Raw genomic sequence first — 12,854 nt, forward strand, 5'->3', positions numbered from 1 at the left:
TGCTGTTCCTGCTGATGACCTTCCCGGACATTATCCTGTTCCTGCCGGGGCTGGGCGGCTAGTGTCCTGTCCAGCGATCATTTAATGGAGATTCAGCATGAGCAATGACCTTATTTCCGGCGCAAGCTGCGCCGATGCCTTCCCGGACCGGGACCGGGCCGAAGAGATCGCGGCCAGGGTGGAGCGCTTCGTCCGCGAGGTGGTTGTGCCCTACGAGACTGACCCACGGCGGGACCACCATGACTGTCCCACCGATGAGCTGACCCGGGAACTGCGGCAGAAGGCCCGGGATGCCGGTGTACTGACCCCCCATATCCTGCCGGATGGCAGTCACCTCAGCCAGCGTGGTACCGCCCGGGTACTGATCAGGAGCGGACTGTCTCCCCTGGGCCCACTGGCCTGCAACACTGCCGCGCCCGACGAGGGGAACATGTACCTGCTTGGCAAGATGGGCAGCCCGATGATCAGGGAGCGGTTCCTGGAACCCATCGTCAGGGGCGAGAAGCGGTCGGCGTTCTTCATGACCGAGCCGGCGCATGAGGGCGGCGCCGGTTCCGACCCCTCCATGATGTTCACGGAATGCCGGAAAGAGGGCGAGGAGTGGGTCATCAATGGTCGCAAGGCGTTCATTACCGGCGCCGAGGGGGCCGGTGTGGGTATCATCATGGCCAAGGCACCCGAGGGCGCCTGCATGTTCCTGGTGGACCTGCCTGATCCCGCGATCCGGATCGACCGGGTGCCGCGGACCATCGACAGCTCCATGCCCGGTGGTCATGCCACCGTCACCATCAGGAACCTGCGGGTGCCAGACGACCAGATGCTGGGCGCGGCGGGGGACGGCTTCCGCTACGCCCAGGTACGCCTGGCGCCGGCCCGCCTGTCCCACTGCATGCGGTGGCTGGGGGCCTGTATCCGCGCCAACGAGATCGCCTCCGATTACGCCAACCGTCGCGTGGCCTTCGGCAAGCCCCTGGTGGACCACGAGGGTGTCGGCTTCATGCTGGCGGAGAACCTGATCGATATCCAGCAATGCCAGTTGATGATCGACTGGTGCGCCAGCGTGCTGGACCGTGGTGACAACGGTAATGTGGAAAGTTCCATGGCCAAGGTATCCGTCAGCGAGGCGCTGATGCGTATCGCCGATCGCTGCGTTCAGGTCATGGGCGGCTCAGGCCTGACCGAGGACTCCATCGTGGAACAGGTATTTCGCGAGGTCCGGGCCTTCCGGGTCTACGACGGGCCCACGGAAGTGCACAAGTGGTCCCTGGCCAAGAAGATCAAAAAGCACTGGAAGCAGGCTAACGAGTAAACGGCACTGGCCTCCCGACCTGGCCCGTTCGCCGCCCCCGATCAGGCCTCCCGATTCAGGAAGTCGGCCACCTGTCGGTAGGTATCCCCGCAGGCGTCCGGCACAAGGTCCTCCAGGTTCAGGTAGGCGTGGATCATGTCGGCGTAGTCCTTCAGCCGGCAGGTGACGCCTGCTTCCTCCAGCTTGCGGGCATAGGCGACCCCCTCGTCATGGAGTGGGCAGAAGCCGGCGGTGACCACCAGCGTTGCCGGCATGCCCTCCGGCACTGGCATATGTAGCGGTGATGCTGCGCGGCGGTCCTCGCCGCCAGCGAAATAGTGATCGAAATACCAGCGGATCCTGGCCTCCTCCAGCAGGTACCCCTCGCCGTGCCCGGTGATGGACGGATGGTCCATGGTGTAGTCCAGGCTCGGATAGAGCAGGATCTGATCGGTCAGGTTCAGTCCAGGATCGCCCGCCACCTGTCGGCTGACGGTCGCCGCATAGGTGCCGCCGCCGGAGTCCCCCGTCAAAGCCAGCCGGCGTTCAAAGACCACCCCTTCGTTCTCCAGTAGCGACCACACCTGACGGGTCACCGCCAGGCAATCGTTGAGTCCGCCCGGGTAGGGGGTTTCCGGCGCCAGTCGGTAATCCACCGAGAGCACCAGCCAGCCCGTGGCCCTTGCCAGTTTGCGGGCAATCGGATCGTACACCTGCACACTGCCGGCCATATGACCGCCACCGTGGAAGAACAGCATGACCGGTTTTGCCGTCCCGGGATCGGGGTCATAGAGCCGTACGGGAATGGCGCCGTCCACTGAGTCCACCTGTAAATCCATGACGCCAGGCAGATCCGGCGCCTGGGTGACAAAGGTGGTGGTAATGCCGGCCAGGCTGTCCCGCACCATCCGGGGAGTGGCTTCCACGCCGCGGGCCTTCTGGTCGGCGACCAGGGGGTTGAGCTGGTCAAGCCAGGCGCGCAGGTTGGGATGTACGTCGGTCATCGGGTTGCTCCGTAGCGGACGGGCTCAGTGCTGGAACAGCACCAGCGCCTCGCCATCGCAGATCAGTCGGCCATCGCGGCCGGTACACCGGGTGGTCAGGTTCACCAGCGCCTTGTCCCGGCGCAGCCGGCTCACGGTCACCGACGCCTGCAGGGGTTCATCCGCCTCGGCGATGGTGTGGAAGGTCATGGCCTGTTTCAGGTAGTTGGTGCCGTGGCCCGGCAGGTCCTCCCCCAGCAGGCAGGAGAACAGGCCGGCGATCAGCGGCTCCGGCACGCCCTGCCAGTCATCATCCAGCTGGCAGAGCTGGCTCCAGTCATGGATGTCATCGGCGGAGAAACGTCGTTCCAGGGTGGCGGACTGGCCCTTGCTCAGGGCATCGAAACGTTCCAGGGTCATGCCGCATCCTCCCGGGCCAGGGTCAGTTGGCACCGGCCGGTCAGGCAGGTTTCGCCGTCCTCCCGGGTGATGGTGGTCAGCAGGGTCAGGGTGGAGCCGTTGCGGTTCAGTTCTTCCACGGTCAGTTCCAGCGCCTCACCGGCATAGGCCGGGGACGGGAACATCAGGTCCTGGCTCTCGAGCACGGCGCCGGGCCAGGTGCGGGCCAGCAGGCTACGCACCACACTGAACAGCAGCATGCCGTGGGAGACGGTGCGGCCAAAAGCGGTGCGGGCCGAAAACTCCGGATCCACGTGGATCGGGTTGTGGTCGCCGCTGAGGCGGGCAAAGCGGTCGAAGTCCGCCTGGGTGAGCATGAAGGTCTGCTCACAGGGAATAGTGGTGTCGGTCATGGTCAGTCCTGTCTGAGTACCTGTTTGGTCACCTTGCCCAGGGCATTGCGGGGCAGTTCTTCCACGAACTGGAAGTACCGGGGCACCTTGTAGCCGGCCAGCCGTTCCCGGCACCAGGCGTTGAGATCGGTCGCATCGGGCTCGTCGCTGTCGGGTTTCAGGCACAGGACGGCCTTGCCCACCTCGCCCCATTTCTCGTCCGGCACACCGATTACCGCCACCTCGCTGACGGCGGGGTGTTCCACCAGTACCCGCTCCACCTCGGCGGGGTAAACGTTCTCACCACCGGAAATGAACATGTCCTTCCAGCGGTCGACGATGTAATAGCAGCCGTCCTCGTCACAGCGGGCCACATCGCCGCTGTGGAGCCAGCCATCCGGCTCGATGGCCTCGCGGGTGGCGTCGGGGCGGTTCCAGTACCCCGGGGTGATGTTGGGGCCGCGGATCAGCAGTTCGCCGGAGTCGCCCGGGGCGACATCCTTGCCATCGGTGCCGACAATGCGGACCTCGGTGAGCAGTTGTGGGCGGCCCACGGAGCCGATCTTGTCCAGCACATCCGCTTCATCCAACAGGAACACGGTGGGGCCGGTTTCGGTCATGCCCATGCCGGTACGTACCCGGATGCCCTGGTCCACGAACCGTCGGGCCACCGGCAGGGCCAGGGGCGCGCCGCCGCAGCCCCAGGATCGTACGTTGCGCAGCCGGTCGCCACTGAACGACGGGTGCTCCAGGATCGCCTGGTAGACCGCCGGCACCCCGAAGAAGATGGTGGCACGCTTCTCCAGCACGTCCATGGCCTGGTCCGGGTCGAAATTGCGGGCTACCAGAACGCAGCCGCCCGCCAGGAACACCGCCGACGAGTACAGGTTGATACCGGCGGTGTGGAACAGGGGCAGCACATTGAGCAGGGTGTCCCGTCCGGTCAGGTCCACCGCCAGGCCGATGTTCAGGTAGTTGCTCATCATCATGCGGAAGGTCTGGATGACCCCCTTGGGCCGGCCGGTGGTGCCGGAGGTGTAGAGCAGGTACCAGGGGGTATCCGGATCCCGGTCCGGATGGGGTCGCAGGTCAGGCCGGGTATCCGCCAGGTCCGCATCGTAGTGGCGACAGTGATCGGCCTTGCCGTCCATATCCACCAGCAGACTGGTATGGTCCGAGGCCCTGAGCTTGCGGGCGCTGTCGGTAAACTCCTCCCCGAACACCAGGGCGCCGGGGGTGCAGTCCTCCATCAGCTGTTCCAGCTCCGGCTGGGCCAGGCGCCAGTTCAGGGGGACCAGGATGAGGCCGGCCTTGGCGCAGCCGAACAGCATGGCGAAGAATTCCGCCCGGCTGTGGCCCAGGAAGGCGACCCGGTCACCCTTACGCAGACCCCAGTGGTTGAGGGCTGCTGCGGCAAAGCGGGCCGCCTGTTCGTTGAGCTGTCGATAGGTGTAGGCACGTCCCGATGCCAGGTCCTCAAGGGCTGGACGATCGGGGGTGACGCGGGCCCGGTGGCCCGCCAGGTCAAACATGTTCATGAGGTCCTCCCGAGAAAGTCAGCCATGCCCCGGTCGGCTTCGTCGGTGATGATCTGCTCCAGGAACTGCTGGCGTTCCTGCTCCAGTGAGTCGGCAATTCGGTCCGCGCCCGGCCGGTTCAGGCGCAGGGTGCGTGCAACACTGCCGGGCTGTCGATGGGTGAGGGTGGTGGCGATATCGAGCGCCACCGACAGCTCGTCACCGGCAGGTGCCGGATATTGAGCCAGTCCCCAGGCCAGGGCGTCCTGCTGTGAAATGGCGCGATTGGTGAGTTGCACATCCAGTGCCCGGGCGCGGCCAATGCGTTCGGGCATCAGCGCTGTCCAGCCGCCGTCGGGGCTGAAACCCACCACGGTGTACCAGGGGGCGAAGCTGGCGCGGGGGCCGGCCACGACAATATCGCTGGCCAGCACCAGCCCCAGGGAGCCGCCGGTCACCATGCCGTGCACGGCGGTTACGGTGGGCACTGGCAGGGTCAGCAGTTGCAGGATCACCTCATTCAGGGTGCCGACCACCCGGCTGGCGTAGGATTCCCGCTCATGGCGAGGGGTGTTGTGGAAACCGGCGACATCGCCCCCGGTGGAGAAGGATTGTCCGGCGGCATCAATCAGTAGCGCCGCGGGCTGTTCACGGCGGCATTGGGCCAGCGCCTCCTTCAGATCATCCAGCAACTCCGGGACCAGCGCGTTGTGGCGTTCCGGACGGTTGAGGGTGAGCCGGGCGATGCCGCCTTCCTGACGATAGATAACGTGGGTCAGTCCGCGAGTCACGACTTGTCCCTCCCGTTCAGGGCGAGGCCGTTGCGCAGGAAATCCGACATGGTTTCCACGATCGGATCGAAGGCGTGCTCCCCTTCGCTGGCGCGCTGGTCCCAGAGGGCGTATTTCAGGGCCAGGAAGTGGGACAGTCCCATCAGTGCCCAGGCCCGGTGCTGGTTGTTGCCGGGGCGGATCTCGCCCTTGCGGGTGGCGGTGTTGAGCATGTCGGTATAGCCCCGGGCGAAGGTCTCGTAATACTCCTGGTAGATGGCCTGGTCCACGAACTGGGCCTCCTGCAGGACCCTATACAGGGACGGATGATCCGACAGGTACTGCAGGAATGCCCGGAGCCCCTGTTCCTCCGCCTCCAGGCGGTCGCTGGTGCCGATCACCTGGGCGGCCAGGTGGGCCCGCAGTTTGTGGCCCAGGTCCATGACCAGTTCCCGCAGGATCTCTTCCTTGCTGGTGAAATAGGTATAGAAGGTGCCCTGGGCGACACCGGCGGCCTTGGTAATGTCGGTGACACCGGCGCGGTGGTAGCCCAGGGTGCCGAAGGTGTCTTCCGCCGCCTTGAGGATCTTTGCCCGGGTACGGGCTCCGCGGGCGGTCTTGGGCGCGCCGGGGGACTGCGGGGCCTGTGTTGTTGTACTCATCAGCCTTGTCCTTCTGCCTGGTCGTGACGGAGCCGGGTCCGTCCGCCCCGGAGGGCGGGATTGGTCAGTTACCGGACTTCATGATTGCGAAACATGAATCGGTCGTCAAGTAATCTAGGAAAGCGTGTTACCCCTGTCAAGGCGATAGAATCCCGTAATAGCAGGCTTTATGTCGATGTCGAGAAAATTTATCTATCACCGGGCGATCAGTTAATAGTCAAAAAATAGAAATTTTTTCTTGATAAAACCTGAATCGGTTGTCATATTTTAAATCGAACAATGACACAACAAGGCGGAACGTTCACCAACAGGTCGTCCGCCGCGCATAACCAGAAGCCCGACAACAACAAAAGGGGATCGTTGTATGAAGCGCATCATGCTTGCAGCCGCCATTTCGGTTGGCGCTCTGTCCGCCCAGGCGGACGAAGATGCCATCCGGATTGCCCACGTCACCGGTTTCACCGGTGCACTGGCACCCTATGCCGAACAGCTGGACATCGGTCTCAGCATGGGGTTTGAGTACGCCACTGACGGCACCATGGAAATCGAGGGTCGTCCGATCCAGATTTCCCGCAAGGATACCCAGCTTGACCCGGCCCGTGCCCGGGCACTGGTCGAGGAAGCCTACGCCGAGGATGACGCCCACATTGTGGTGGGTCCGGTATCCTCCGGTGTCGCCCTGGCCACCTTGCCGCTGGCCCAGGACTACGAGCGCATCATCATGCCGGAAGGGGTGGCCGACGCCATCACCGGGGCTGAATGGAACCGCTACGTGGTCCGGGTGGGCCGTAACTCCTCCCAGGATGCCGTCTCCAACGCGGTCGCCCTGGGTGAGCCGGGTGTCTGCGTGTCCACCATCGCCCAGGACTACGCCTTCGGCCGTGATGGTGTGGCAGCCTACAAGGAAGCCATGGAGGCCGAGGGGGGCAAGATCGTCCACGAGGAATATCTGCCCACCGACGCCACTGACTTCACCGCCGCCGCCCAGCGCCTGTTCGATTCCCTGAAGGATCGCAGCGATTGCGAACAGGGCAAGTACATCTTTGCCATCTGGGCCGGCTCCTCCAACCCGCTGGGTCGTATCCAGGATCTGGACCCGAGTCGCCACGGCATCAAGCTGGCCACCGGTGGCAACATCCTCGCGGCCATGGTGGGGTACTCGGACTTCCCGGGCATGCAGGGGGCCGGCTTCTACTATTTCGAGTCGCCAGACAACGAGATCAACGACTGGCTGGTGGAGCAGCACTTTGATCGCCACAACTCCGCCCCGGACTTCTTCACCGCCCAGGGTTTTGCCCAGGCCATGGCGATTACCGCTGCCATCCGCAAATCCGGTGGCTCCACCGATGCCGAGGACCTGATCGCGGCCTTCGAGGGCCTGGTGTTCCAGACGCCGAAGGGGGAAATGGAGATCCGTGCCGAGGACCATCAGGCGCTGCAGGACATGTATCACTTCGAGGTTGAAGTGGAAGAGCGCGACGACTGGTTTGCCGGCCGCACCGTGGAAGCGGGCGTTCCCAAGCTGATCCGCGTGATCGACCGCAAGGAGATGGAGATTCCGATCCGTAACTGAGCGATTCCCGCTCCATGGCCCCCGGTACGCCGGGGGCCGCAGTCTCTGGAATACACAAGCGGAGTGGTTCATGTCATCCCAACAAGCGGTTCTTGAAACCCGCGACCTGACCATCAACTTTGGTGGCCATGTGGCGGTCAACCAGGTCTCCTGCCAGTTCCACAAGGGGACCCTGACCTCCATCGTCGGCCCTAACGGCGCCGGCAAGACCACCTGGTTCAACCTGATTTCCGGACAGCTGAAGGCAAGCGCCGGCCAGGTGATCCTCAATGGTGAGGACATCACCGGGCTCACCGCCGCGCGCCGGGCCGACAAAGGCCTGGGTCGGGCTTTTCAGCTGACCAACCTGTTTCCCAACCTCACCGCCCTGGAAAATGTCCGGTTGGCGGTGGCGTCGCGCCACAGCATCGGCCATGTCTTCTGGCAGATGGCCAGTCGGCGTACCGACCTCACCGACCGGGCCATGGCCTACCTGGAGCAGGTTAACCTGGCCAGCCGGGCCGGATACCTGGTGGCGGGCCTGCCCCATGGTGACCAGCGCAAGCTGGAAGTGGCACTGATGCTGGCCCTGGAGCCGGAGGTGTTCATGTTTGACGAGCCCACGGCGGGCATGAGCGTGGACGAGGTGCCGGTGATCCTCGACCTGATCGCCGATATCAAGAAACAGCAGGACAAAGTGGTGCTGCTGGTGGAACACAAGATGGATGTGGTGCGGTCCCTGTCGGACCGCATCGTGGTGCTGCACAACGGCGAACTGGTGGCCGACGGCGAACCCGCCGAGGTGATCGCCTCGCCGGTCGTCCAGGAAGCCTACCTGGGGGCTGCCCCGGAAGCCGAAGCGGAGGTGTCCCATGGCTGAACCCATCCTCACCCTGTCCGGGGTCAAGGCGGACATTGATCAGTACCACATCCTCCATGGCGTGGACCTGGTGGTGCCGAAAGGCGAGCTGACCGTGCTGCTGGGCCGTAACGGTGCCGGCAAGAGTACCACCCTGCGGACCATCATGGGCCTGACCACCCTGACCGGTGGCACCGTAACCTACCAGGGGCAGGACATCAGCCGCTGGCCGACCCCGAAGATTGCCCGGGCCGGCATCGCCTTCGTGCCCGAAAGCATGGGCATCTTCGGTTTGCTGACGGTGCGGGAGAACCTGGTGCTGGCGGCCGTCAACGGCCCCATGGACGAGGCCCGCCTGCAGTGGATATTCGATCTGTTTCCACCCCTTAAGAAATTCTGGGACAAGCCGGCCGGCACCCTCTCCGGCGGCCAGAAGCAGATGCTGGCCATTGCCCGGGCGGTGATTGAACCCCGGGAACTGCTGCTGGTGGACGAGCCCACCAAGGGGCTGGCACCAGCCATTATCAACGACCTGGCCGATGCCTTTGAACAACTCAAGGAACAGCAGGTGAGCATCCTGCTGGTGGAACAGAACTTCAACTTCTCACGCCGCCTGGGCCAGTCCGTGGCGGTGATGAACGACGGCGCCGTGGTGCACGCCGGCACCATGACCGAGTTGGCTGAGAACGACGAACTGCAACAGGACCTTCTGGGCCTGGGACTGGGAGCACACCAATGAGCGAGGAGACGACCGCCATGCCGATGTCCGATTCCGGCAGCGAGAGCCGGCGCCGCAGTCCGGTGGAATGGCTGAAGGATCTGCGTGACAACCGGGCACATCTTTTCCTGCTGGGGTTCATGCTGCTGGCGTCCCTGGCCGTGATTGATTTCCGAACCTGGCTGGTATTGACCATCAGCGGTGTGGCCATGGGCGCCATGCTGTTCCTGATGGCGTCCGGCATGACCCTGACATTCGGGCTGATGAGCGTACTCAATCTGGCCCACGGGGCGTTTATCTCACTGGGTGCCTTTGCCGGTGGCACGGTGCTGGCCTTCTGGCTGGACGGTTTCACCGACGCGCCATCGTTGCTCACCAACCTGGTGGCTATTGTTCCGGCCCTGCTGTTCGCGGCCCTGGTGGCCGGCGTGGTGGGGCTGGTGTTCGAGAAACTGGTGATCAAGCCGGTCTACGGTGACCATCTCAAGCAGATCCTGGTGACCGTGGGTGGCTCCATTATCCTGATGCAGCTGATCGAGGTGATCTGGGGGCCCAACGAGATCCCCGTTACCCGTCCCGAGTCCCTGAGTGGCGCCTTCTTTGTACCGGAGTTCCTGCCGCTGATCGGTGGCATCGTGCTGGAGAAATACCGCCTGCTGGCGGTGGTGCTGGGGCTGGCGATATACGCCGCCATGCTGTGGGTCATCGACCGTACCCGCATTGGCATCCTGATCCGTGCCGGTGTGGAGAGCCGCGAGATGGTGGAGATCCAGGGCTACCGCATCCACCTGCTGTTCCTCGGCGTGTTCGTGGCGGGCTCGGCCCTGGCCGGACTCGGCGGGGTGATGTGGGGTATGTACAAGGAGTTGCTGACGCCCCACATGGGCGACGAGATGATGATCTCGGTCATCGTGGTGATCATCCTTGGTGGCCTGGGTTCCATTCGTGGCTGTTTCTATGGCGCCCTGCTGGTGGGACTGATCAACCTCTACATCGGCTTTGTGGAGCCCCGGCTGGCGGCCGTGGCCACCGTCGGATTGATGGTGGGTGTGCTGATGTGGCGACCCCAGGGGCTGATCCCGGTGATCAAGATTTAAGGAATCATGACTATGCTGAACCGAGTATTGTCCGGCGATTATCCCCGCAGCCGCCCGCTGACGGCACTGCTACTGATCATCGTCACCTGCCTGGTGCTGGGGCCGTTCCTGTTTGACGGTATCCGCGCCTTTACCACCCTCGCCATGATCTGCGTGTTCATCATGGTGGTGGCGGCCTATGACCTGATGCTGGGCTACACCCATATCGTGTCCTTTGCCCACACCATGTTTTTCGGCATCGGCGCCTATGGCGTCGCCATGGCCATCGAGGGTATGGGCGACAGTTTTGGCGCCATCGGTGTGGGCCTGGTGGGCGCACTGGTGGTGAGTTTCCTGCTGTCTCTGCTGCTGGGGCTGCTGTCGCTGCGGGTGAAGGCCATCTTCTTCGCCCTGGTGACCCTGGCGGTGGCCTTTGCCTTCCTCAGCCTGGTGACCCAGCTGTATCACATCACCGGTGGTGAGGACGGCATGCGTGTCCGTGTGCCCCGGGAACTGGGTCCCGCGTTCCGGCCCTTCGAGGAGCCGCTGCCGGGCATTGATCTGCCCACACTGCTGAAAGGCCTGCTGACCCAGCCCTGGAACCTGGGGCAGGTATGGCAGGACTCGCTGTTTGAGATGCGTTTCAACGGTCGCAACGTCATGTACTACGTACTGGTGGTGATGGCCGCCGGGGTGTTCCTGTTCCTGCTGCGGCTGGTGAACTCGCCGTTTGGCCGGGTGCTGCAGGCGATCCGGGAGAATGAGTTCCGGGCCGAGGCCCTGGGCTACCGCACCGTGATCTATCGCACGGCGGTGGTGATCCTGGCGGCCCTGGTGGCCACTCTGGCCGGCGCCGCCTTCGCCCTGATCAACCGTTATGTGAACCCGGAGAACACCCTGAACTTCGAGTTGATGGTGTTCATCCTGCTGATGTGTGTGATTGGCGGCATGGGCACCCTCTACGGCGCCATCGTGGGCAGCACCCTGTTCATCCTGGCCCAGAACTACCTCCAGGACCTGCTGGGCTGGGTGGGGCAGTACACCGCCGGTATCCCGCTGGTGGAGAACCTGCTGGGTGAGGATCACTGGCTGCTGTGGTTCGGGGTACTGTTCGTGCTCAGTGTGTACTTCTTCCCCGCCGGAGTGGTGGGGCAGTTGCGGATATGGTCGTTGCGGCGGCGTAACCGCCAGTCGCCACCGCCCTCTGGTCCGGATGCTGAGCCTGTGGCACAGGTTTGAGGGGGCTTCGATTTCGTTGCCGTAATCAATAGAACGCCGAAGTGAGCGGCGAACATCCCCTCTCCCCCTGAGGGAGAGGGCCAGGGAGAGGGGTAGCGCCCGGAGGGCGCCAGAGATCCGACCTGGTAGCTGACCTCTCCACCCTCTCCCGTCAAGGGAGAGGGGGCTAAACAGAGGTGGCGATAGACATTACTTCTGCCCTTGAGGAAGAGGGAGGTAAACCAAGAGGCCAGTGCACTCCGATTCGTCGTAACAGACGATGGCAAAAAACTACATAGGTGCCAAACTGTTTCCACTGATAATAAGAAACAGGACCCCGACATGGCCAACCAACCACAGAACCGCCGGTGGATTCTTCGCAAGCGTCCCGAGGCGGATATCACCGCCGACCACCTGGAACTGGTAACCGAACCGGTGCCTGACCTGCAGGACGATCAGGTCCTGGTCCGCAACGTCTATCTGTCCCTGGATCCCACACACCGCCTGTGGATGAGCGACCGGGAGCAATACCTGCCGCCGGTGCAGGTGGGTGACGTGATGCGTGGCGGCACCCTGGGTGTGGTGGAGCAGTCCCGGTCGGAGCGTTTCCAGCCTGGTGATATCGTCAAACCCATGGTGGGCGGCTGGGAAGCCTACACCGTCGCTGACGGGAAAATGGTGCGACCGGTGGACCGGCACCCGGATATCCCACTGTCTGCCTATATGTCCGTGCTGGGAGCCACCGGCATCACCGCCTATTTTGGTCTGCTGGATATCGGCCAGCCCCGGCCGGGGGAGACCCTGGTGGTCTCGGCCGCTGCCGGGGCGGTGGGCTCCATCGTGGGCCAGATCGGCAAGCTCAAGGGCTGCCGGGTGGTGGGCATTGCCGGCGGCCCGGAGAAATGTCGCTGGCTCACCGACGAGCTGGGCTTTGACGCCGCCATCGACTATCGCAACGACGATGTGCCGGCCGCCCTGGACCGGTTTTGTCCGGATGGCGTGGACATCCAGTTCGAGAACGTGGGCGGCGATATCATGGACGCGGTCTACAACCGGCTCAACCTCAATGGTCGCCTGTCCCTGTGCGGCATGATTTCCCGGTACAACGACGAGGGCGTGATGCCCGGGCCGAGGGATTTCGGTCGGGTGCTGATGAAACGCCTGACGGTGAAGGGCTTTATCGTGCTGGATTACCAGAAGCGGTTCCCGGAGGCCCTGGAGGCGCTGACCGGCTGGGTCACGGCGGGCCAGTTGCAGTGGAAGAACCACGTAGTGGATGGCCTGGACAATGCCCTTGACGGATTATCGCTGCTGTTCAGTGGCGGCAATGACGGCAAGCTGATGGTCAAGGTATCTGACGAACCCTGAAGTTTCTCCTGTAGCGAACCTCGAGCGGAGGCGATAGACAGCCACCATACTG

General features: G+C 63.7%; 13 protein-coding genes. 7 read left to right on the forward strand and 6 right to left on the reverse strand.

What is annotated here, in order from left to right; all coding sequences use genetic code 11:
* The first annotated feature begins 97 nt into the window (after window positions 1-97).
* Window positions 98-1,309 carry an acyl-CoA dehydrogenase family protein gene (locus tag RO069_RS14555; protein ID WP_328188448.1) on the forward strand — a complete coding sequence of 404 codons (1,212 nt, stop codon included), beginning with the start codon at window positions 98-100 and terminating at the stop codon, window positions 1,307-1,309.
* A gap of 41 nt (window positions 1,310-1,350) precedes the next feature.
* Here RO069_RS14555 and RO069_RS14560 read toward each other — a convergent pair whose 3' ends face one another.
* From RO069_RS14560 to RO069_RS14585, 6 genes are read right to left on the reverse strand one after another with little or no spacing between them, the layout of a single operon-like run.
* Window positions 1,351-2,292: an alpha/beta hydrolase gene (locus RO069_RS14560; RefSeq protein ID WP_328188450.1), complete on the reverse strand. Its 942-nt coding sequence runs from the start codon at window positions 2,290-2,292 to the stop codon at window positions 1,351-1,353.
* 24 nt (window positions 2,293-2,316) lie between these two features.
* On the reverse strand, window positions 2,317-2,691 hold the full coding sequence (locus RO069_RS14565; RefSeq protein WP_328188452.1) for a hypothetical protein: 375 nt from the start codon (window positions 2,689-2,691) through the stop codon (window positions 2,317-2,319).
* Window positions 2,688-3,083 carry a MaoC/PaaZ C-terminal domain-containing protein gene (locus RO069_RS14570; protein WP_328188453.1) on the reverse strand — a complete coding sequence of 132 codons (396 nt, stop codon included), beginning with the start codon at window positions 3,081-3,083 and terminating at the stop codon, window positions 2,688-2,690. The genes RO069_RS14565 and RO069_RS14570 overlap by 4 nt, the downstream gene beginning before the upstream one ends.
* 2 nt (window positions 3,084-3,085) lie before the next feature.
* Entirely contained in the window at window positions 3,086-4,600 is a 1,515-nt protein-coding gene (locus RO069_RS14575; RefSeq protein WP_328188455.1) for an acyl-CoA synthetase, read from the reverse strand.
* Window positions 4,597-5,370 carry an enoyl-CoA hydratase/isomerase family protein gene (locus RO069_RS14580; RefSeq protein WP_328188456.1) on the reverse strand — a complete coding sequence of 258 codons (774 nt, stop codon included), beginning with the start codon at window positions 5,368-5,370 and terminating at the stop codon, window positions 4,597-4,599. The genes RO069_RS14575 and RO069_RS14580 overlap by 4 nt, the downstream gene beginning before the upstream one ends.
* Complete coding sequence (locus RO069_RS14585) at window positions 5,367-6,011, reverse strand: TetR/AcrR family transcriptional regulator (RefSeq protein ID WP_328188458.1); 645 nt, start codon at window positions 6,009-6,011, stop codon at window positions 5,367-5,369. Before RO069_RS14585 ends, RO069_RS14580 begins: the two co-directional genes overlap by 4 nt.
* Window positions 6,012-6,375: 364 nt before the next feature.
* Here RO069_RS14585 and RO069_RS14590 point away from each other — a divergent pair, with 364 nt between their 5' ends.
* The 6 genes from RO069_RS14590 to RO069_RS14615 all read left to right on the forward strand — a co-directional run bounded on the left by RO069_RS14590 (window position 6,376) and on the right by RO069_RS14615 (window position 12,802).
* On the forward strand, window positions 6,376-7,584 hold the full coding sequence (locus tag RO069_RS14590) for a substrate-binding domain-containing protein (RefSeq protein ID WP_328188459.1): 1,209 nt from the start codon (window positions 6,376-6,378) through the stop codon (window positions 7,582-7,584).
* A gap of 70 nt (window positions 7,585-7,654) precedes the next feature.
* On the forward strand, window positions 7,655-8,443 hold the full coding sequence (locus RO069_RS14595) for an ABC transporter ATP-binding protein (protein WP_328188461.1): 789 nt from the start codon (window positions 7,655-7,657) through the stop codon (window positions 8,441-8,443).
* Entirely contained in the window at window positions 8,436-9,161 is a 726-nt protein-coding gene (locus RO069_RS14600; protein ID WP_328188463.1) for an ABC transporter ATP-binding protein, read from the forward strand. Before RO069_RS14595 ends, RO069_RS14600 begins: the two co-directional genes overlap by 8 nt.
* Window positions 9,158-10,237: a branched-chain amino acid ABC transporter permease gene (locus RO069_RS14605; protein ID WP_328188465.1), complete on the forward strand. Its 1,080-nt coding sequence runs from the start codon at window positions 9,158-9,160 to the stop codon at window positions 10,235-10,237. The genes RO069_RS14600 and RO069_RS14605 overlap by 4 nt, the downstream gene beginning before the upstream one ends.
* Window positions 10,238-10,249: 12 nt before the next feature.
* A complete protein-coding gene (locus RO069_RS14610) occupies window positions 10,250-11,455 on the forward strand; it encodes a branched-chain amino acid ABC transporter permease (RefSeq protein ID WP_328188467.1) in 1,206 nt (401 codons plus the stop codon).
* A 321-nt stretch (window positions 11,456-11,776) separates the two neighbouring features.
* Window positions 11,777-12,802 (forward strand): NADP-dependent oxidoreductase, encoded by a 1,026-nt coding sequence (locus tag RO069_RS14615; protein ID WP_328188469.1) that lies wholly within the window; start codon window positions 11,777-11,779, stop codon window positions 12,800-12,802.
* The last annotated feature ends 52 nt before the right edge of the window (window positions 12,803-12,854 follow it).

The sequence above is a fragment of the Marinobacter sp. OP 3.4 genome (assembly GCF_036224885.1).
Classification (GTDB): Bacteria; Pseudomonadota; Gammaproteobacteria; order Pseudomonadales; family Oleiphilaceae; genus Marinobacter.

Bases quoted from the DNA above. Each gene is read 5' to 3' on its own strand.
- RO069_RS14555 (WP_328188448.1), top strand. From the start codon at position 98: ATGAGCAATGACCTTATTTCCGGCGCAAGCTGCGCCGATGCCTTCCCG.
- RO069_RS14560 (WP_328188450.1), bottom strand. From the start codon at position 2,292: ATGACCGACGTACATCCCAACCTGCGCGCCTGGCTTGACCAGCTCAAC.
- RO069_RS14565 (WP_328188452.1), bottom strand. From the start codon at position 2,691: ATGACCCTGGAACGTTTCGATGCCCTGAGCAAGGGCCAGTCCGCCACC.
- RO069_RS14570 (WP_328188453.1), bottom strand. From the start codon at position 3,083: ATGACCGACACCACTATTCCCTGTGAGCAGACCTTCATGCTCACCCAG.
- RO069_RS14575 (WP_328188455.1), bottom strand. From the start codon at position 4,600: ATGAACATGTTTGACCTGGCGGGCCACCGGGCCCGCGTCACCCCCGAT.
- RO069_RS14585 (WP_328188458.1), bottom strand. From the start codon at position 6,011: ATGAGTACAACAACACAGGCCCCGCAGTCCCCCGGCGCGCCCAAGACC.
- RO069_RS14590 (WP_328188459.1), top strand. From the start codon at position 6,376: ATGAAGCGCATCATGCTTGCAGCCGCCATTTCGGTTGGCGCTCTGTCC.
- RO069_RS14595 (WP_328188461.1), top strand. From the start codon at position 7,655: ATGTCATCCCAACAAGCGGTTCTTGAAACCCGCGACCTGACCATCAAC.
- RO069_RS14600 (WP_328188463.1), top strand. From the start codon at position 8,436: ATGGCTGAACCCATCCTCACCCTGTCCGGGGTCAAGGCGGACATTGAT.
- RO069_RS14605 (WP_328188465.1), top strand. From the start codon at position 9,158: ATGAGCGAGGAGACGACCGCCATGCCGATGTCCGATTCCGGCAGCGAG.
- RO069_RS14610 (WP_328188467.1), top strand. From the start codon at position 10,250: ATGCTGAACCGAGTATTGTCCGGCGATTATCCCCGCAGCCGCCCGCTG.
- RO069_RS14615 (WP_328188469.1), top strand. From the start codon at position 11,777: ATGGCCAACCAACCACAGAACCGCCGGTGGATTCTTCGCAAGCGTCCC.